Consider the following 21,832-nt stretch of genomic DNA (forward strand, 5'->3'; position numbering starts at 1 on the left):
TAACTTACTAATGCTAATATTCTTCCTGTATTAACTTCTATAGCTACAGTAGCTGCTCTAGTTGCACTTTGTTGTCCCTCTTCATTTCTTATACGTTCTAAAGTATCTTTAGTTGCTTGTTCCGCCGCATATTGTATATCTTTATCTATAGTTAAGTGAACGTTATTTCCTGGATAAGATTCTAACTTGAATAAATTTTCTGTTATTCTTCCCTTTGAATTAACCTTAACAGTATTTCCACCCTTAACTCCCTTTAATTGTTCTTCAAATGCTGCTTCTATTCCTGTTGCACCTACTAAATCAGTTGATACATCATATCCTCTTAATTCATAACTTTCTTTTTTAGAACTATCTATAGTTGAAACATATCCTAAAGCCGAAGATGCAAGATTATTATAAGGATAATGTCTAATTGATTCTAAACTAACATCTATCCCTGGTAAATCATTTAACTTTTGATAAATTATAAATGCTGTATCTTTTTTGATATTACTTGCTATAGTTACAGCTTTATATCCTTTAAAGCTTTGCATTTTTCTAGCATCTTTAATTACCATATAATTTCTTATATCATTTAAAGAATACTTTTGAAGAATTTGTGCTGTCATATCTTTACCACTCATATCCTTATATGCATCTAACTCTTCATCAGTTGGATCTGGATTTATTAACTCGTACATATTATAAAGCTTAACTAACTCATAAAAAGTATCTTCTGGTGATAATTTTAACAACTCTAAATTTACAGCTTCAATTTCTTCATCTGTTAAATCAGTTTTTTTATCTTCATATAATTTTTTTTCTATTTTTTCATTTAATCCTCTATCTCTTTTAAATCTAAGTTCTACTGATCTTCTAGCTTCTTGATTATCAGTTTTAAAATCATAATAAAAATTACCGTTACCATCAATCTTTAATAAAAGATCATCTTGGAATTTTTCACCATTTTCAGCTAATATCTTAAATACTGATTCCATAGTTTGATAAAAATCATCTTCTGTTTTCTCACCTTCAGTATATGTTAATGCATAGGTTTGAATATTAGTTGCTAATATATCTCCCTCACTATCATATATTTTTCCTCTTGGTGCTTTTTCATCAATGAACCTAGTTGAACCAGTATCTGCTTTTTCCTTATAATCCTCATACTTATAAACTTGAATATATAAAAGTTTAGAAATTATAGCCCCAAATATTATACACATAACAATATTTAAAGCCACATATCTAGATACTTTTTTCTTCTTTTTTGGTTTATTTACTATCATTTAAACCTCCATGAACTGTTGTTTTTATCTTTTTCACAAAGTTTTAAAACAAAATTATACCCTAAGAACATTACAACAACGTTATATATAGATGAATAAAGCGCCATAGTAATATCTATATTTCTATTTATCAATTTAAAAATAACAAAAATGCTAGCTACTTTTAATAAAGAAAGTATAAATGCTGCTATAACTGGTATTAACTTTTTATTCTTATATATGTTTTCTCCAATTATAGCTGCTAAAACGCATAAAAGCATATTTGTTAATGAATTAATACCAAATCCATTATAAAAGAATATATCTTGTAATATCCCACTTACAACACCTATAAAAAGTGCCTCATTCTTCCCCCTAATTATAGAATATGCTATTGCAAATATAAATAATAAGCTTGGAAAGGCTCCTTTAATAGCTAAAAATGGCATCATAGAATTATCTAAAATTAATAACATTATTGAAGTTAAAATCAATACCCATTTTTTCATAAACTACCTCTTAATTATCATATTTAATTTCCCTAGTTTCCTTTGGAATAACTACAAATAATTCCTCAAGCTTATTAAAATCAACATATGGTTTTACTATAGCACTTTTCATAACCTTTATATCATCTGTTTCTACTGATACAACTTCCCCGATTCTAACTTCCTTTGGATATACTTGCCCTAAACCTGATGTTACAATAACATCACCTGGCTTAATTTCTGAATCCATTGGCAAGTTTGTTACTTGAGTTAATTTTTCACTTCCATTACTTCTATAACCTTTTAATATACCAGTAGTTTCTCTTGTGCTATTTACCATAACAGAAACTGCAATATTTTCGTTTATTAAGTTTTCTACAATAGCCCAGTTAGATCCTGTAGTAGTTATTTGTCCAACTAATCCTTTATCTACTATAACTACCATACCCTTTTTTAAGCCATCATTTTCACCCTTATCTATTATGTATCCATTAGCAAAATTACCTTCACTATACCCAATAATTTCACACCCTAAATAATCATAATTATTTTTAGAGTTTTTAAAGTTTACTACTTCTCTTAATCTCTCATTTTCTTCTTTTAATTTATTATACTCTAAAAGCTTATTTTGTAATTCGATATTTTCACCTGTTAACTTTTCATTTTCCTCTTTTACATTAGAAAAATTTAAGAAATAATCCATTGTACCTTTTATTTTATCATTTACTTTATAAACTATCTTTTGTAGAGGACTAACCACACTTCCTACACCACTAGATAAAGCACCCTTTTGATCACTATTTACTGTATAAATTATTATTCCTAAAAAGGCAACTGACAGTACTATAATAGTAACTGCCAGCTTGTTTTTAAAAAACTTCATTATTGACCTCTTTGAGTTTTACTTAATTCATCAAAGTTGTCTAGAGCTTTTCCTGCTCCTAATACTACGCAATCAAGTGGTGATTCTGCAATATGAACAGGCATATTTGTTTCGTGGTTAATAAGCATATCTAATCCTTTTAATAAAGCTCCTCCACCAGCAAGCATTATTCCTTTTTCCATAATATCCGCTGCTAATTCTGGTGGTGTTTTTTCTAATGTTGTTTTTATTGATTCAATTATTGCACAAACAGGCTCTTTTAAAGCTTCTCTTATTTGATCTTCTGATACTGTAACTATCTTTGGTAATCCACTGATCATATCTCTTCCCTTGATGTCCATAGATTTAACTTCGTCATCAATTTTGTAAGCTGAACCTAATTCCATTTTTACTTGCTCTGCTGTTCTTTCACCAATCATTAAGTTAAATTCTTTTTTAATATAAGCTATAATTGATTGATCTAGCTCATCTCCAGCAACTCTTAATGATTTGCTAGTAACTATTCCACCTAAAGAAATAATTGCTACTTCTGTAGTTCCTCCACCAATGTCTACTATCATACTTCCTGTTGGTTCTCCAACTGGTAATCCAGCTCCAATAGCAGCTGCCATTGGTTCTTCCATAAGAACAACATCTCTTGCCCCTGCATTTTTAGTTGCTTCTTCTATCGCTCTTCTTTCTACTTCTGTTACTCCTGATGGGTAACATACTATAATTCTTGGGCTTGTAAAAGCACTTTTGCTTATTACTTTTTCAATTAATTTTTTTAACATAGTTTGAGCAACATCAAAGTCTGCTATAACTCCATCTTTTAAAGGTCTAATTGCTACAATGTTTCCTGGAGTTCTTCCTATCATTAGCTTTGCTTCCGCACCAACAGCTAGAGGCTTTCTCGTTGCACTATTTATTGCTACAACTGACGGCTCACTTAAAACAATACCCTTACCTTTAACATACACAAGTGTATTTGCCGTTCCTAAATCTATTCCCATGTCTTTATTACTACTAAAAAATCCCATTTGAATTCCCCTTTCGCTTATAATATTCCTTTTTCTTTGAGACTAATAAACTTTCCATTTCCAACTATAATATGGTCTAATAATTCTATTCCCATAAACTTTCCACATTCTTTTAACCTTATAGTTATATTTATATCATCTTTACTTGGCGTTGGATCTCCTGAAGGATGATTGTGACATACTATTATATTTGCGCAATTACGCTTTACAGCTTCGCTAAATATTTCTCTCGGATGCACTATGGATGTATTTAACGTTCCTTTAAAAACATCCTTTATACCTATAATTTTATTTTTAGTATCTAACATTATCAGCTTTAATACTTCTTGATGTAATGCTGACATTTCATTTATCAAAAGACTTCCAACATCATTTGGTGATGTTATTTTATAGTCTTTATTTTGTGCCTTTAAAGTCTTAAATCTTTTAAATAATTCAGCTATAGCTATTATTTGACTTGCTTTACTATTCTTTATTCCTTTAATACTAGTTATATCATTTAGACTTATATTTAATAATCCATCTAAACCCCTAACTTCTGAAAGTACCCTTGTACTTAATGAAATTATATTTTCTCCTCTAGTACCTGTTTTTAATATTACTGCAAGTAACTCTGAATCACTTAAGGATTCTGGACCACTGAGTAAAAGTTTCTCCCTAGGTCTTTCGTTTTCTGGTATATCGCTTATTTTAATACTATTGTTCATAAGGTTACTCCTTATATATAATATACCCAACCCCTATTTGTTAACTTTTTTAAGCATTTTATCTAGAGCATTTAGTGGTAATCCAACGACATTATAATAACATCCATTTATTCCCTCCACAAAAACTCCTCCAAAACCTTGTATCCCATATGCACCAGCCTTATCTAAAGGCTCTTTTGTATTTATGTACTGCTGAATCTCATCATCTGTCAAATTTGAAAATTTAACTTCTGTATAAAGACATTGCTTTTCTAATTCCATATTTTTAGTGTTTAAAACAACAACAGCTGAATAAACTCTATGAATTTTTCCACTTAGTAATTTTAACATTTTAAATGCATCTTCAGAGTTCTTTGGCTTTCCTAATATAGAGTTATCAATAGTAACTATCGTATCCGCAGCAATTATTATGGCATCATCTTTAGTATTTTTAGCTACATCTAATGCCTTACCTTCTGCTAACTCAGTTACATAGTCCTTGATGTTTCCTTTAAAGGCAACTCCATCCTCATCAAAATTACTTACTTTAACTTCAAAATTGTTTATTATTCTATGTAATAGTTCTTGTCTTCTTTCTGAAGCTGATGCTAAAATATATTTCAAATTATCACATCCTCTTGTACATATTATATAGTATTGCCAAAAAGCAATCTTTTTTACACCTGATTATTTAGTTTTTTAAATTTAAAATTAAATTTATTCAATAAAAAAACCACATGTATCCATATATCTTATATAGTTTATCACTATATAGACCTTGATACAAGTGGCTTTGCAACGTTAATATAATTTTTATTTATTTGTAATATTTTTGTTAGTTTTAGGTAAATTTCTGTTTTTTACTTCTTAAATCTTTCCAATACAGTATATAGATATTTCATTTCTCCAACTACATTTTCTTTTTTTATCTCTTCTGGTAATGCTTCTATATGAGATTTAAACTCATTTAAAACATCTTTAAATTCTCCTTCAGATATTGCTGGTAGTTCCTTAGTCCACATCTTAAAATCATTTGTATTAACAGATACTACTTCTTTATCATTTAATGTGTTTAAAATATCTAAATACCCTTCTGAAATTGTTGCAATTTGATTTTGCACTTCATCTTCCTTATTTAAAACAAATTTTATCTTTGCATTTTCTATTTCCTTTGTCTTTAAATCTTCGACTACTTTATTTGAGTTTTCTTCTGTAAACACACCTGCTGAAACTTTAAATTTAGAGTTATCCTCTACTATAAACGCATTATGCTCCGTTCCTATCTTCTCAACAATTTGAGTTGCATTTTCTTGTTTTGAAAAATATCCGCATTGTACCGAAGTAAATATAGCTTCTCCTTGTGCTACTTCTTGTTTTTCGTTATCTACTACTGGAGCATTGCTTTCAATTGTTCCCTCTGGTGGAGGTACTTTTTCACCAATAGGAATAAAGTTAATTGCAACTTTTGCTAATAATAACCCAATGGCCCCTGCTGCAACTAAAAGCATTATCATAGATGTTATAAAGCTTATTCCACTTTTCTTTTTCTTGTACTGATATTTTGTGTATCTCATGCTCTCCTCCTTTTAAGAAATATATTTATTTATATTGCCTATTACATAATAATATTCATTATGTATAAATTTTAACTTTGCATATGTTTAACCAATATATATTGCTTATAATATTACTTGTAAAATTGCTTATTTTATAAATTTATTTTTAAGGATTTATAGCTATAATACACATATTATTATAACACTTTTCCATTTATTGTAAAAGTTGCTTTTTTATAATATAAAAAAAATAACTAGATATTACATCTAGTTATCTCTTGTTATTCTTGAATTGCGTAGAAACATCTTTTAGGTGAGCAAATGCTACCTTCTGTTTTTAATGATTTTATTGCTTTATCTACGTCTTTTTTATCTACTCCAGCCTTTTCTGCAATCTCTCCACCTTTTAAAGGTTCTCCTGAATTTCTTAACACTTCTAACACTTTTTCTTTAACTTCCATAAATATACCTCCTAAAATCATATATACATAATATACTTCCATTAATTACTATAATTATTTTCTTTGTGTATTTATAAAAAAGGTAGACTACTTAAGATAGTCTACCTTACAATATTATTTTAATGCTTTTAATACTTCCTTTAAGTAATCCCAAACATTTTTTACTGATTCTATGCTCATATGCTCTTCTGGAGTATGAACATCATATAAATTAGGACCAAAGCTAATCATATCTAACCCACCTAATTTTTCATTAAATAATCCACATTCAACACCTGCATGAATTGCTACTATTTCAGCATCTTTTCCATACATATCATTATGAACCTTTTGACATACTTCTCTTAATTTAGAATTACTATCATATTGCCATTCTGGATATCCAGCTGTTGTTTCAAAAGTAGCTCCTAATAATTCTGCAATTGTTTTACTTCTTAAAACTATTTCATCTTTTAATGATGCTACTGAACTTCTTATTGCACTATCAAATTCTACAGTATCTTCAAAAGTTGTAACTACACCTAAGTTAGTTGAACTTTCTACTAATCCAGCTATTTCAACACTATTACTATTTATACCATTAGGTATTAAGTATAAAAGATTTACAGCTCTATTTGTACAATCTGTAGTAAATACTCTATCAACCTTTTGTGATATTTCTTTTGCATTAACATTTACACCTGGATCTTGAGCCTTTAGTTCATTTGATAAAATTCCTTGCCATTTTCCAACCTTATCAACAACTTTTGATACCTCTGAAGCTTCTATAGCTATAACTGTATCCATTTCTCTTGGTATAGCATTGTTTTTTGAACCACCATTGATTGAAATTAATCTAAAATCTACTTCTCCTAAGATATCCTTTAGGATTCTTCCCATTATCTTATTTGAATTTCCTCTTTCCTTATTTATCTCCATTCCAGAGTGACCACCCTTTAGGCCTCTTACTGTTAATTCTACTAATGATAAATTTTCTTTTAAATCTTCCCATTCAATATCTAATATATGTTTACTTCTTATTCCTCCAGCACAGCTAACTAATAAATGTCCCTCTTCTTCGTTATCTAGGTTTATTAATAGCTTACCTTCAATATGTTCTGGAGATATTCCCATTGCTCCTGACATACCAGTTTCTTCATCAGTTGTCATTAAAACTTCTAATGGAGGGTGTGGTATATCATCTGATGCTAATAATGCTAATCCATATGCCATAGCTATACCATTGTCAGCACCCAAAGTTGTATCAGTAGCATACACCATTCCATCTACAACTCTTAATTTTAAAGGATCCTTTTCAAAATCATGCTCAGTTCCTTTATTTTTTTCACAAACCATATCCATATGGCCTTGGATAATTACAGTTTTTGAATTTTCATATCCCTTTGTTCCTGGTTTCTTTATAATTACATTTAAAACTTCATCTTGTATTACTTCTAAGTTTAAATCTTTAGCAAATTTAACAAGATAATCGCTTATTTCTCTTTCATTTCCTGATCCTCTTGGAATCATTGATAGCTCTTCAAAATATTTAAAAACTTCTTTCGGTTCTATGTTTTTTAAAATTTCCATTTTTTTATCCCTCACTATTCTATTATCTTAGAATTATTATATAAAAATAAGTATATCATAATATATAGAATACTAAAAATCTATTTTATAATTCAAATCTTCTGATTTATAATTAAATTATGGATATATTTATATATTTCTATACACTTTAATATAATATCTTATTTTAAAAAAACTATTAAATTTAAAGAGGTGGTTACATGCAAAAAACTAAAATGATCTTTACAATAGGTCCTGCTAGCGATAACGAAGATACTTTAAGAGAGTTTATGAAAATCGGAATGAGTGCTGCTAGATTAAACTTTTCACATGGTACACATGAAACACACAAAGAAAAAATCGACCTTATAAAAAAGGTTCGTAAAGAATTAAACTCACCCACATCAATAGTTTTAGATATTAAAGGTCCAAAAATAAGAACTCATAACTTTATAAACGATGGAGTGGATTTAAAAGCTAATGATACATTTATCTTTAGCTGTAGTGACGAAATTCTAGGTGACAATAAAAAATGCTCTATTTCCTATTCTGATCTTTACAAGGATGTAAAAGTTGGTGGAGAAATTCTAGTTGATGATGGATTACTAAAGTTTGAAATTGTAAACATAGATGGTATTGATATTGTTTGTAAAGTTAAAATTGGTGGAACTATTAAAAACCATAAGGGCGTTAATGTTCCTAATATAAGTATAAACTTACCATCCATAACTGAAAAAGATAAGATTGACTTAATATTTGGCTGTGAAAACAAAGTGGATTTTGTTGCTGCATCATTTATAAGAAAGGCTTCTGATATCGAAGATGTTAGAACTATTCTTAATAGCCACAATGGTTCTAATATTCAAATCATAGCTAAAATAGAAAGCCAAGAAGGAGTAAATAATATAGATTCAATAATAGAAGTAGCTGATGGAATAATGGTTGCTCGTGGAGATATGGGTGTAGAAATTCCTATAGAAAGAGTTCCAATAATTCAAAAAAGCATCATAAAAAAATGTAATGAGGCTGGTAAAATAGTAATTACTGCTACACAAATGTTAGATTCAATGATTAGAAATTCTCTTCCAACAAGAGCAGAAGCATGTGATATATGTAATGCAATTTTTGATGGAACTGATGCAATTATGTTAAGTGGAGAAAGTGCTAGTGGTAGCTTCCCTATAGAAGCTGCAAAAACAATGTCTAAGATAGCTATGGAAACTGAAGCTCACTTAGATTACAATTATTTAAACTCAAGATTAAAAGAACCTTCATTACATGCATTTTCTGAAGCAATAAGCTATTCTGCATGTAGAACTTCAAATATATTACATGCTAAAGCAGTAGTTGCTGCTACTACAAGTGGAGCTACCGCTAAGTTAATTTCTAAATATAGGCCTCAATGTCCTATAATAGCTATAACACCACACGATGATGTTCGCTTAGGATTAAGCTTAAACTTTGGTGTATTTCCTGAGCTTTGTGAATATTTCTCTACTACAGATGAAATTTTAAGAGAAGCTAAAAAAGTTGCAAAAGGCTTAGAATTTGCAAATGAAGGAGATGAAATAATTATTGCCGCTGGAATGCCTACAACTGCAACTGGTGGAACTAATATGCTCAAAATTGAAAAAGTATAATAAAAAAAGCCCTAATGGGCTTTTTTATTATTGAAATAATCCTTTAAATAACTCTCCAAGTGATACCCCTTCTTCAGTATCATTATATTGAAGGTATTCTTTTGATTTTTCTTCTGCATCCTTTATTGTTAAAGATAATTTTTTATCAGCTTTATTTACATCTAAAACCTTAACTTTAACACTTTGACCTATATTTAAAACATCTGAAGGCTTTGCTATGTTTTCTTCGCTTATTTCACTTATATGAACTAATCCTTCTACTCCTGGGAATACTTCTACAAATGCACCAAATGCAAGTAACTTAGAAACCTTTCCTTCTAATACGTCTCCTATTTTAACAGTTTCAACATTAACTATCCACGGGTCACTATTAACATCTTTTAATATTAGTGAAACTCTTTCTCTTGATTTATCAACTTCACCAACTAAAACTTCCACCTTATCTCCAACATTAACTACATCTTCTACACGCTTAACTCTTCCCCAAGCTAAATCATTAATGTGAACTAATCCAGTTATTCCACCGATATCAACTATAGCTCCAATCTTAAGGATTTTCTTAACTACACCTGATCTCATCTCGCCTTCTTTAACTGCATTCCAAAGTTTTTTCTTTTCTACTTCATATTGAGCATCTTCTAAAACTCTTCTTGATGCAACTACTCTTCTATTTCTAAAATCAACTTCTGTTAATTTAACTTCTATTTCTTTTCCTAATAAAGTAGCTAATTCTATTCTTTCCCTTGAAGCTAATGATGCTGGTATAAATATTCTAGTAGCTCCATAATATGCTACTAATCCACCCTTAACTTCTTCTTTAACTATTACATTAATAGTTTCTTCATTTTTAAATGCTGATGATAATTCTTCTCTTTCTGTAATAGCTAATGCTCTTACTCTTGAAAGTACAACATAACCTTCTCCATCATTAGGTGAAACAACATAAACCTTTATTTCATCTCCTGACTTTACTACATCAACAGGATTTTCTCCTGTGTTTGTTAACTCATCTTTTGTTATTACTCCATCAAAAGCATAGTTAATATTTACTGAAACTTCTTTATCATTAACATCTATAACTTTTCCGCTTAATATATCGCCTTTATTTATTCTCTTAACATCAAAATCTCCTAAGAAATCCCCCATTGAATTATCATGTATTTCATTTGTCATTTCTATTCACTCCTTAAAATAATAGTAATTAACTCTACATAAATAATTTTAAGCTAATACACCAACCATTACAAGTATAGAAAATTATTAATATTTAAATAATTTACTGTTATTCTCTAATAAATACCCATTCATTTTCTGAAGATAGCTCATTACTAAAAATATATCCCTCTTCATCAAACTTCTTAATTTCTTCTATTTTTTCTATTTCATTTTGAATTATATATCTAGTCATTAACCCTCTAGCTCTTTTAGCTTTCATAGTTATAATTTTGTATTCTCCGCCCTTATTTTCCTTAAATACTGGTGTAACCACTCTTATTCCATTTTCTTTTTCTATTCCTTGTACTGATTTAAAGTACTCATTAGATGCTAAGTTTATAATAACTTTTTCACTATGTGTGCTTAACTCTTTAATCAATGATTTTATTAATGTATCACCCCAAAAGTTATATAAATCTTTTTCATCATTAACTTTTATCTTTGTTCCCATTTCTAATCTATAAGGTTGTATCCCATCAAAAGGTCTTAAAACCCCATATAATCCTGATAATATTCTTAAATGACTATTTGCATAAAAGAATTCTTCTTCTGTAAAGCTTCCTACATCTAATGACCTAAATACCTCTCCCTTAAATGCTAAAAGACTATGATTAGCACCCTCTAAAGATGTGTTCCAATTATTAAACCTTTCTTCATTTAGCTTTGATAATTTATCACTTAGCTTCATTAGCTTACTTATAGCGTAACTATCTAGCTTTCTTAGCTCTTCTATTATAGTTGTTGATTTATTTAAAAATCTTGCTTCACTCATAGGTAAATTATCATTTAAAAATTCAAAATCTAAAGTTTTTGCTGGAGAAATTACCACTAACATAGACTCTCCTCCTCTCACGTAATATTTATATAAATAATATCATTATCAATAATTATTTTCAATTAACAAAAAGTATCAAAAAAAGAACTGCATCAAACAGTTCTTTATCTATCACTCTTTTTTCTTATCTCATTATAACAATAGTTAATTATATCGCTTCTTTTAATTATTCCAATAAAAATCCCCTCATCATCTACTACTGGAACAAAATTTTGTGTTGTTGCTAGTGATATTAAGCTTTCTACATCTGAATTAATAGATACACTCTTATGCTTTCTTCTTTTAGGTATATCTGTAACCTTAATATTTACACTGTTTTTAAAGTTTAATTCTGGTGTATTTTTTAACTTCCATAATAAATCACCTTCTGTTAATGTTCCAACATATTTTCCGTCTCTATCTATTAACGGAATAGATGTATATCCATGATGCTCCATTCTCTCAATCACTTGTCTCATAGTTGCATCTAAATACTCATATATAACCTCGTTTTTAGGTGTTAAAAAAAATGCTATATTCATAATTTTTCCTTTCCTTGCAAGTTAATATATCTACTAAAGTATATATTAATTTTATCATATTTCTTTTGTAATTGTTTAAATAAATACTTATTTTTTTATTAATTATTTTTTAAGTTTATATCCTAAGTTAATATATTCTAATTCACTTATTATTAAAGATTCTTCTTTATAAACATCTTGTCCACTTACAGTTCTTTTAACAATAACCTCATTTATTACTCTATTATTACACTTTGGACATTTACCCATAGAAACAAACCTCCAGTTCATTGGCTTTAAAGGATATTCTATTTCTACTTCTATATTACACTTTGGACATTTCTCTTTTATCTTACTTAAGTCTATATTGTAATTTTCTAAATTTTTAACTTCTAATAAAGGCATATTAAAAATATCTTTAACAACATAGTTTTTAACTATTCTAGAATTATAAATTCTTTTAAAAACAAATGATGTATATATAGCATCATTTAACGCATCATGAAGCTTAGCTCCATCTACCTTAATCTTTAATTCATCTAATGCATTTTTTAAGCTTAAGGATTTCTTTTTAGCTAATATTTTAGTTGAATATTCTTGAATATCTAAATAATTTTTTAACCATTTTAAATCATCATATTTATGATAAACAGTATTATTTATTATTTCAGCAATATCATCCTTAGCCCAAGAACATATTATATCCCCATCATCTATAATATCCCTTAACATATTTATTCCTTCTTCAAAGGAAACACCATCTTTTAAATCCTCTTCTGTAATTTTAGTTATTTCTGATATTTTAGGATTTAAAATTGGAATTGCCTTTGGTTTTATATATGTTTTAAATTCCTTTAATGGTTTCATATAATTATCTAGCTTTATTGCCCCTATTTCTATTATTTCATTTTCAAGTTCTATACTTTCTAAATCACTATTTTCCTCAAAAATATTAGGATAATATTTAGTGATTCCACTTAAATTATTAAATTCTAAATCAATTATTATAAATGCCATTTAATGCACCCTCTCACCCATTTATCTTTATAATATATTATGCCACTTATAAAATTAGATTTCATTATCTAATTTTATAAGCTTCTTTATAATAGTATTTTATTCATTAAAATCTATTCCTGCTAATTTCATTAAATGTATTGCATTTTGAGTCTTACTTCTTCCTGATCTTAGCTTGTAATCAAACATTATTTTATTATTTGTATAATATTCTTGGAAATTATAATTAACTATCCATTTCTTTGTTTTTTCTAAATCACATAACTCTAAATCATGAGTAGAAACTAAGCCATATCCCCCAACTTCTACTAATTGATTTATAAGAACTTGAGCGCCCTTATGTCTATCTGTTGAATTAGTTCCTTTAAATATTTCATCTAATAGGAAAAATACCTTTTCTCCACTTTTAGCTGCTTCTATAAGAATTTTTATTCTTAATATTTCTGCATAAAATGATGATATATTTTCCTCTAAATTATCTTTAGTTCTCATACATGTATATAAATTAAATATACCGCAACAAAACTCACTACTATATGTTGGTGCTCCTATATAACTAAGTAAAAGATTTAATCCTATAGTTCTTAGGAATGTACTTTTACCTGACATATTAGATCCTGTTATTAAGGCTACTCTTTCTCTTCCACTTAAAGAAAAGTTGTTAGCTATAGCCTTATCACCTAGTATAGGATGACCTATATTTTTACCATGTACTATCCCTTCATTTAAAATAGCAGGGTAGCTCCAAGTATCAAAATCATATGCTAGATTTGAAATACTAGATAAAGCCTCAAATTCTCCTATAATATCTAGCCATTCTTCTAGATATACACCATTTTTTTCTTTCCACTTTTCTAAGTTTCTTAAAATAAATGTATCTGAAAGAATAGTTACATTTATTAATAAGTAATATGCATTTGAAGAGCTATCTCCTAACCAATCTACTAATTCCTTTAAAGCCTTCATTTCTTTTATGCAGCTATTCTCATTATTTACTACCTTACTTTGCAACTCCTTTAATAAAGGACTTTTAAATTCTTCCTTTTCTATTAAAGCTAATATGTTACTATATGCTTCTATATCACTTTTATGCTTATGAAACAGCTCTACTATGTGATTTAATGGCTTAGTTAACGTTTTTACAACTAAATAATTAAACATAAGAATTAATAATAAATATGTTACTGGTATTATTTTAGCTACTACTAAAAATATAGATAACATTGTAATTCCTATACAAATAAAAGGAATTGTTTTTAATGCACTACTTATTGAGACATCACTTTTAGACCAATCTATTAAGTCTTTTATATCACTGTTTTTTTTCTTTTTAAAAGTAGATTGAAGTATTAACTCTTGTCTCCACTCTACCTTTTCTGAAAGTTCTTTAATTGCGAATTGTCTTTTTAAAACAGTATCTTTTGTAGGTAATTTGTTTACTGATAACATATCTGCTAGCTTTTTTCTTCCAAATTTAGTATTTGTGCTATTTATTAATTGGAACAATGAACTTTTACCAAATACATCTAAATCATTAATAAATCCATGATTTTCATTTAAATATTCAGCTCCATTATCCTTGAAATCTCTCCAGCTTCCATCTAATCTTTTAACTCCGCTCTCATTTATATCTATAAAAATTTTTAATTTTCTTTTTTCTTCTATCTTTTTATTATGGAAAAATGCTACTACTACAAATACTCCAAAACATATAGCTAATAATATTGCCATGGTCACTATATTATTTTTCTTATACATAAAGTATCCTAAAAATATAGCTAAAATAACTATAGCAAGTCTAATTATTGAAATATTTTTTAATAATGTATTTATTTCGTCTAACTTTTCTTTTCCATTTATTATATTATTCTGATAAAACTCTTTTGCCTTACTCATTTGCACCACCCCTTAATATAATTTTACCATAATTCTACAGTATACTAAATTTAATATTTTCTCTACTTTTCTACAAATCTATTTTTAAATAATAGTTGAAATTGAAAAGTTAAGATATATTTATAATAAAAAAATAAAGCTAATAATAAATTACTAACTTTATTTTAAAACTTTACCTTTTAATTTAAGTATTCTAATATCTTATCTAAATTATATTTCATACCATCTAAATAAGTCATATCATCTTCTTTTGATTCTAAGCTATAAATCTTTTCCACCTTTGCTCCTGACTCTCTTGCTAATGTTTCAGATTCCTTAGAGCTTGCTGTAGATTCACTAAAGATTACTTTTACACCACTATCCTTACAATAATTAACTAAATTCTCTAGTTTTTTAGGTGTAAGTTCTCCTTCACCATAAATATCTGCAATACTTTTTTGAGTTAGTCCAAAATCTCTGCATAAGTATCCAAAGGCTGCATGACCTGTTACAAAGTTTTTATCCTTTATATTTTCAAATTTAACCTTATATTCGTTATATAAGCTATCAAATTGATTCTTTAAGTTTTCATAATTACTTTCATAGTAATCTTTATTTTCACTATCCTTTTGGATTAAAGCATTTTTTATGTTTTCTGCTTGCTTTGTTGCTTCCTTTAAGCTTAACCAAAGATGAGGGTCTTCTGTTCCGTGGTTATGTCCATCTTCTTCATGCTCAGTATGTTCTTTTTCAGTTTCTTCTACGTGGCTTCCGTCATTTTCAGTATTTATAACATTAGCTCCTTTACTTGAATCAACTATTACAGTATTTTCATTATTAATTATATTTAATACAGAATCAATCCAGTCTTCCATTCCTAATCCGTTATAAACAAAGACATCACTTTTGCTAGCCTCTTCTAAATCCTTTGGCTTAGGATCAAAATCATGTGGCTCACTTCCTGGAGGTATTATAGAAAAGACTTCTACTTTCTCGCCTCCAATAGCCTCAGTAAATTCCTTTAATGGATTTATTGTAACACCAACTCTTAGCCTTCCTGCATTATTTTCTGGATTCTCTTTTTTAGTACATCCCATACTCATAGTTCCAAATAATGTGACTAAAAGTCCAATTGATAAAATTTTCTTTATCATAAATTCACCCCTCGAAGATGCAAATCATTTGCATTTATTATTGTATAATTTTACCCTCCTCGAGTATTATTGTCAATATTACAAATAAATATAATTAACTTCCATAGATTTTTTTTCTAAATATGCTTTTTCTCTCTTTTGACATGTAAATATTATTAATTGTTCAAAATTACTATTTACTAATATATCTAAAACACGATAAACTCTTTCATCATCATATTGAACAAAGGCATCATCTAATATTACAGGCACATTCTTTTTATCATATAACATTTCTATAAATGTTAATCTTAAAGAAAGATATAATTGATCATTAGCTCCATTACTAATTATTTCTGCTGACAATAAATTCTTATCATCCCTAACCTTAATTTCATAGGAATCTGATACCATAACATCAATATATTTTCCACCACTAAGTTTATTAAAGTAACTTAAAACCTTACCATTTAATATAGGCGAAAAACCACTTCTTATTTCTCTAAAGGATTCTTCTAAATTAGATTTAGCTAAATCTATCGCCTTTATAAGCTTTTCCTTTTTATTTATTTCTTCTAATATACTATCTAAATCTTCTTCAATATCTGAAATTGTTCTTTTTCCTTTAAATCTATTACTTATTTCATTTTCAACATCTTTTATGTTTTTTTCTATATCTATTAGCTCATTGGATTTTAATTTAATTTGATTATCAATTTCCTCTTCCGATTTATAAGTAAAATTAATATTTTCATTTATTATTTCTTTTATTTCTTCTTTTATGTCATCAATATTTTTATCCTTTGTTAAAGCCTTATAAGCTTCTTCTATAGATGCTAAAGAATGTATTATTTCTTCTCTTTGAGCTAACTTTTCTCTTATCTTAGATATTTCTTCCTCTATATCTTCTATTGCAATATTTTCTAAACCTATTTGCTTAAGACTATTTCTTATTACATTTTCTTTATCACTTAATTCTTCATTTAATCTTTTAAGATTTTCTTCTTCATTTTCAATTTCTATTTTTAATGAAAGAATATCCTTACTAAACATTTCATATCTAGAAATAATCTCTACAGCTTGGTTTAAGTCTTTAGCCCTTGCTAAATTTATAATATAGTTAAATTCCTCTAAGTTTTGATTATATATTTTCTTGCATTTATTAATATCAATATTAGCAATTTGTGATTTTTTATCTCTGATTCTATCTAATTGCTTTTCCTTATATAAGTTAAAGTCATCAAATAACTTTAACTTTTTTATAAAGTCTTCATAGTTTAAAGCATCAACAGTGTGTTTATGACTAAATAATCTTTCCTCTATTTCTGAAATTTGATTATTTAATAATTCAAGCTGATCTCTTCCACCTTTAGTTCCTTCTGTTGTTTTTAATTCTATAGCTAAGTTAAATACCTTTTTACCAAAGAATATACATACAATAGATACCGGAATAATTATAACTAAATTAACTTTAAAGAAAATTAATGATGCTACTAAAAGTAAGATTGTAACTATAAATGTATTTCTATTAGTATTAAAATCCTTCTTTATACTTTCATAATCCCTTTTACTTTGTGAAATGCTATTTATATTTTCCATTTTAATTTTTGATTCTCTAAGCTTATCCTTATACTCATTTAATAGGCTTTCTATTTCACTTCTTATATCTGAAAATTTAATTGCACTTCCTATATATTTTTTCTTTTCTTGAATTTCATTATTTATATTTTCTATATCAATTCTAATAGAATTCCAAAGTTCAATTTTTTCCTTTATACTTTCTTGCTCTATTGTAGCTCTAAGTAACCTATCCTTTATTCCTTCTTCTAAGTCCTCAACAAATAATAATTCTTCTATATCTTTTCTTTTTTCATTATATTCTTCTTTTTTAATATTTAAATCTAATATTTTTTTGGAAGTTATATCTTTTACTCTTGTATATAAACTATTTTCATTTAATATATGGCTTAAAGCTCTTTCACTTATAATTTCATCTTCAACAGAAATAGATTCTTCTATAAACCTTTCCTTTTTCTTTAGTTCTTCACTTTTTCTTAAGTACTCAGTTATATCTTGGTATTCTCTTTGAAGCTTTGACTTTTTTAAATACTTCTTATATATATCTAAGTTTTTTAGTTCAGTATATATTTCACTTCTTTTATCTTTTAAAAGTATATTTTTTTCTTCGTTTTCTAAATTATCTTCTGATAACTTAATTCCCTCATATCTCTCTTCTAACAGTTCTGAATATCTAACTCTTAATAAATCTAATTCACCAGATTTTCTTGTAGTAGTTAAGGATTTTTTCATAAGGTCTAATTTTTCTATAGCTTTTTGAACAGATACTGTTTCATCTCCACTACTTAATAAATTAGCTGCCTTTTCCATCATTTCTTCTTCTTTATCTCTTCCTACATAAACTCCAAGCTGTCCTATAAACAGTGTCCTAATAAAGGTAGCAGCATTTACATTTAAAAGGTCCCTTCCAGGTTCATTTTTAGATATTTCTAATACCTCTTCACCTGTTAAAGAATCTATTATTTCTGATGTATCATCCTTTTTGCTTAATCCAAATGTTCTTCTAATTACATATTCTCTTCCATTATCATCTTCGATATATAATTCTCCAGAAATCTTTTCTCCTGTTACTGGTGAAAACCTTCCCCGATCATTATTTTTTAAATCCTTACTTCTTTTAGCTGACATTCCAAAAAGCCAAACTCTTATAAAATTTTGTATAGTACTTTTTCCACACTCATTTTCTCCATATATAAGGTTAACACCATTATTAAACTCTATAGTTTTATTAGATATTCCTGCAAAAGCCACTATATTTAACTTCTTAATAATCATCTCTTTTTACCTCATCTTCTGAAAGGCTTTGTAACCCTAACTTCAATGCCATATTTATTATTTCTTTACTTTCATCATCTGCTTCCACAATACTATCAAGCATTCTTTTAACAAATATTCCTTTTACAGAATAACTATTTGCTATTTCTCTAAAATCTATCTTTATTTCTGTTTTATCTACTAACTTTATAAAGTAAAAGTAATCTTTTATTTTACTTAAGAGTATTTCCTCTCTTAATTTTAAATGCTGATCTACTTCTCCAACTAATTCTATTTTATATAAATTATTTTCTCTTTTTTCTTTGTCTATATTTTTTAATATTTCACTTTTAATTTCTTCATAAGTATATAATCCACTTATATCTATATTCATGTTATAATAATTTCTCTTAGAAGTTTTAATGAACTTTAAATCTACCATTCCCTTAGATACATACCCTAAAACTACACCCTTATCACCTAATTCATCAAAGCCTCTTCCTTGTGGGCACCCTGAATATGAATAGCATGTGTTTTTTTCTCTAAGTATCCCACTATATTCGTGTCTATGACCTATAGCAATATAATCTATTCCTGATTCAGCAATTTCTCTTAATGTAATTGGATTGTACTTATTTCCTTCTTCAACACTAGATATATCACCATGAATAGTCATTATATTTATTTTACTTGAATCAATATTTATCTTTTTTAATAAACTTTTATTGATATGACTTTTATTAAAGGCTGCTCCCCATATATATGAATCTAATTTTTCTACATAAACTGACTCTAAATCCCCGGTAAATATATATGTATTTTTGGGCCATTCTATCATCTTATAAAATGACTTTTCATTATATGGATCATGATTTCCTGGAGAAATAAAAACTCTAATATCCATTATTCTTTCTAACTGAATTTTTATAAAATATAAAGTTTTTTTATTTACAGTTAAATTATCAAATATATCACCTGTTAATAATAAAACATCTACCATTTCCTCTTTACAAAGAGTAATTATTCTTTCAAAAACTTCTAATATATCCTCTTTACTTAAAGCTGATAACTTATTATTTAACCCTTTAAAAGGAGTATCAAAATGTAAATCTCCACATTGTAATATTTTTATTTTCCTCATATTTATCACCTTGCAAAATCGAACTTTTGTTCTCATTTTACCATAAATAGAAATTGGTTACAAATAAAAAAGAGATACAATAAAATTGTATCTCTTCTTTTCGAATGTTAAGCAATACTTTAAAACTTTGGCGGTATATCCATCTCTAGTTTATCTACCTTCGACTTAATTCCGCTTAGCTTACTTTAGTGAGCTTTCGTATTGCTCTACCATTCTTTTAACCATTTCGCCACCTACGGAACCACACTGTCTTGATGATAGGTTCCCATTATAATCGCTAAATGGTACTCCTAATTCATTTGCTACCTCGTTCTTGAATGCGCTTAATCCTTGTTTTGCTTCTGGAACTAATGTTTTTGACATTTGTAATTCCTCCTTTGGCCTTTGGCATTATTTTGTAAACAACTTCTTAAATAAATTTAATTTTTTTGAGAAGTTATTTTGTTTACACTATTATATTAACCATTATCACTTTTTATATTACAGGTAATATATTCCTATTATTTTATTGCTTTAAACTCATATCCTTGCTCTCTTAAATAATCTATAACATCTTGTAAAGTATCAACAGTATTCTTCTTATTGATACTATCATGCATTAGTATTACAATCTTATTTTTTCCTTCTGAATGTCTCTTTATATTTTGTATAAGAGTTTCCTTACTAACATTAAGTTTCTCTGCATCACCATTTAATGAATTCCAATCTACACTTATAAACCCAGCACCTTTTACCTTTTTTATTAATGAATCCTCTACATCTGATGATCCACCTGGAAATCTAAATAATCTATTAGAGTAATTTTCACCCAAAATATTTTTACAAACTTCTTCTGTTTTTAATATATCATTATATAAATTTTCACTACTTTTATATACATATTCATAATCATGAGAATATGTATGATTTCCTATTGAATGACCTTCATAATATACATTTTTTAATATATCTGGATTAGCTTCTGCATTTTTTCCTAAAACAAAAAAAGTAGCTTTTATATTGTTTTCATTTAATATTTTTAATATTTGTGGTGTTGTATTTTTATTGGGTCCATCATCAAATGTTAAATAAGCAATCTTACTTCCATCTTCACTAAAAATATCTTCCGCTAATTCATAATTTAAATTATTAACTTCACTCATTACAGAAATTTCTTTATTATATATTCTTACATTATCTATTATTTTGAATACTAACAAATCTATTGTAAAAATAAATATAATCACTATAAGTACTCTAATTTTGCTCATCTTATATTGATTTTTATCCTGTTTATTATTCAAAATACTCTCCTTATATTACAATTTTAACTAAAATTATTTATGCTTCATTTTTTCTAACTACTCTTTTATATATGTAATCTCTTATAAAACCAATTAATAATCCTAACTGAAATGATATAGCAACTGTAACTAGTTGGAATACTGAAAACATGCTAGATCTCATCATTATTAAAGATGTTATAAACCATACTCCACTAGCCATTAAGCTCCCCTTTTTTCCACCTAATAAAGAGCATATTGCTATAGTTAAAATTATTAATAATTGCAATTGTATAATATCCATAAAAACTCCCTCCTTACCTTCTTTATATTACAATATTATCCATTTACTATAAAATCTAAACCACTTAGCCTTATTTTAGGATATTTAATCTATTATCAGTACAAACTAACTATTATTAAAATTATATAAATTAGAATAAAGGAGATGAATATAATTGCTTAAACTTATTCGATATTTAAAGCCTCATTCA

General features: G+C 27.4%; 20 protein-coding genes and 1 pseudogene. 1 reads left to right on the top strand and 20 read right to left on the bottom strand.

Translation table 11 applies throughout. The features are described 5' to 3' along the window. The 9 genes and pseudogenes from ACRDBA_RS05530 to ACRDBA_RS05570 form a co-directional block, all read right to left on the bottom strand. Positions 1-1,268: pseudogene (locus tag ACRDBA_RS05530) on the bottom strand (penicillin-binding protein); the annotation flags it as partial. Continuing rightward, entirely contained in the window at positions 1,265-1,756 is a 492-nt protein-coding gene (gene mreD, locus ACRDBA_RS05535) for a rod shape-determining protein MreD (RefSeq protein ID WP_438571928.1), read from the bottom strand. The pseudogene ACRDBA_RS05530 and the gene mreD, both read right to left, overlap by 4 nt. Positions 1,757-1,766: 10 nt before the next feature. Further along, positions 1,767-2,618 (bottom strand): rod shape-determining protein MreC, encoded by an 852-nt coding sequence (gene mreC / locus ACRDBA_RS05540; RefSeq protein ID WP_438571929.1) that lies wholly within the window; start codon positions 2,616-2,618, stop codon positions 1,767-1,769. Continuing rightward, positions 2,618-3,637, bottom strand: a complete 1,020-nt coding sequence (locus ACRDBA_RS05545; protein ID WP_438571930.1) for a rod shape-determining protein — start codon at positions 3,635-3,637, stop codon at positions 2,618-2,620. The genes mreC and ACRDBA_RS05545 overlap by 1 nt, the downstream gene beginning before the upstream one ends. 17 nt (positions 3,638-3,654) lie before the next feature. Next, complete coding sequence (gene radC, locus ACRDBA_RS05550; protein ID WP_438571931.1) at positions 3,655-4,344, bottom strand: RadC family protein; 690 nt, start codon at positions 4,342-4,344, stop codon at positions 3,655-3,657. Positions 4,345-4,377: 33 nt separating this feature from the next. After that, complete coding sequence (locus ACRDBA_RS05555; protein WP_438571932.1) at positions 4,378-4,947, bottom strand: Maf-like protein; 570 nt, start codon at positions 4,945-4,947, stop codon at positions 4,378-4,380. A 236-nt stretch (positions 4,948-5,183) separates the two neighbouring features. Next, positions 5,184-5,897, bottom strand: a complete 714-nt coding sequence (locus ACRDBA_RS05560) for an SPOR domain-containing protein (protein WP_438571933.1) — start codon at positions 5,895-5,897, stop codon at positions 5,184-5,186. Between the two features lie 263 nt (positions 5,898-6,160). Then, complete coding sequence (locus tag ACRDBA_RS05565) at positions 6,161-6,340, bottom strand: HTH domain-containing protein (protein WP_438571934.1); 180 nt, start codon at positions 6,338-6,340, stop codon at positions 6,161-6,163. 114 nt (positions 6,341-6,454) lie between these two features. Continuing rightward, positions 6,455-7,909: an aminoacyl-histidine dipeptidase gene (locus ACRDBA_RS05570; RefSeq protein WP_438571935.1), complete on the bottom strand. Its 1,455-nt coding sequence runs from the start codon at positions 7,907-7,909 to the stop codon at positions 6,455-6,457. Positions 7,910-8,109: 200 nt separating this feature from the next. On the opposite strand from ACRDBA_RS05570, the gene pyk reads away from it, so the two are divergent. Continuing rightward, positions 8,110-9,528 carry a pyruvate kinase gene (gene pyk, locus ACRDBA_RS05575; protein ID WP_438571936.1) on the top strand — a complete coding sequence of 473 codons (1,419 nt, stop codon included), beginning with the start codon at positions 8,110-8,112 and terminating at the stop codon, positions 9,526-9,528. 27 nt (positions 9,529-9,555) lie between these two features. On the opposite strand, the gene rpsA is transcribed toward pyk, so the two are convergent. The 11 genes from rpsA to ACRDBA_RS05630 all read right to left on the bottom strand — a co-directional run bounded on the left by rpsA (position 9,556) and on the right by ACRDBA_RS05630 (position 21,642). Next, a complete protein-coding gene (rpsA, locus tag ACRDBA_RS05580; protein ID WP_438571937.1) occupies positions 9,556-10,701 on the bottom strand; it encodes a 30S ribosomal protein S1 in 1,146 nt (381 codons plus the stop codon). Between the two features lie 109 nt (positions 10,702-10,810). Next, a complete protein-coding gene (gene yaaA / locus ACRDBA_RS05585) occupies positions 10,811-11,578 on the bottom strand; it encodes a peroxide stress protein YaaA (RefSeq protein WP_438571938.1) in 768 nt (255 codons plus the stop codon). Between the two features lie 104 nt (positions 11,579-11,682). Next, complete coding sequence (locus tag ACRDBA_RS05590) at positions 11,683-12,099, bottom strand: CBS domain-containing protein (protein ID WP_438571939.1); 417 nt, start codon at positions 12,097-12,099, stop codon at positions 11,683-11,685. Positions 12,100-12,201: 102 nt separating this feature from the next. Then, positions 12,202-13,095 (bottom strand): exonuclease domain-containing protein, encoded by an 894-nt coding sequence (locus tag ACRDBA_RS05595; RefSeq protein WP_438571940.1) that lies wholly within the window; start codon positions 13,093-13,095, stop codon positions 12,202-12,204. 99 nt (positions 13,096-13,194) lie between these two features. Further along, positions 13,195-14,991 (bottom strand): MutS-related protein, encoded by a 1,797-nt coding sequence (locus tag ACRDBA_RS05600; RefSeq protein WP_438571941.1) that lies wholly within the window; start codon positions 14,989-14,991, stop codon positions 13,195-13,197. Positions 14,992-15,170: 179 nt separating this feature from the next. Then, a complete protein-coding gene (locus ACRDBA_RS05605) occupies positions 15,171-16,124 on the bottom strand; it encodes a metal ABC transporter solute-binding protein, Zn/Mn family (RefSeq protein ID WP_438571942.1) in 954 nt (317 codons plus the stop codon). 78 nt (positions 16,125-16,202) lie between these two features. Further along, on the bottom strand, positions 16,203-18,956 hold the full coding sequence (locus tag ACRDBA_RS05610; RefSeq protein ID WP_438571943.1) for an AAA family ATPase: 2,754 nt from the start codon (positions 18,954-18,956) through the stop codon (positions 16,203-16,205). After that, positions 18,946-20,076, bottom strand: a complete 1,131-nt coding sequence (locus ACRDBA_RS05615; RefSeq protein WP_438571944.1) for a metallophosphoesterase family protein — start codon at positions 20,074-20,076, stop codon at positions 18,946-18,948. The genes ACRDBA_RS05610 and ACRDBA_RS05615 overlap by 11 nt, the downstream gene beginning before the upstream one ends. A 180-nt stretch (positions 20,077-20,256) precedes the next feature. Beyond that, entirely contained in the window at positions 20,257-20,439 is a 183-nt protein-coding gene (locus ACRDBA_RS05620; protein ID WP_438571945.1) for an alpha/beta-type small acid-soluble spore protein, read from the bottom strand. Positions 20,440-20,576: 137 nt separating this feature from the next. Continuing rightward, complete coding sequence (locus tag ACRDBA_RS05625) at positions 20,577-21,359, bottom strand: polysaccharide deacetylase family protein (RefSeq protein ID WP_438571946.1); 783 nt, start codon at positions 21,357-21,359, stop codon at positions 20,577-20,579. 37 nt (positions 21,360-21,396) lie between these two features. Then, the gene (locus ACRDBA_RS05630; protein ID WP_438571947.1) at positions 21,397-21,642 is read right to left on the bottom strand and encodes a hypothetical protein; all 246 of its coding nucleotides are present in this window, start codon (positions 21,640-21,642) and stop codon (positions 21,397-21,399) included. Between the last annotated feature and the right edge of the window lie 190 nt (positions 21,643-21,832).

The sequence above is a fragment of the Clostridium sp. genome (assembly GCF_051654825.1).
In the GTDB taxonomy this organism is placed as follows: Bacteria; Bacillota; Clostridia; order Clostridiales; family Clostridiaceae; genus Clostridium.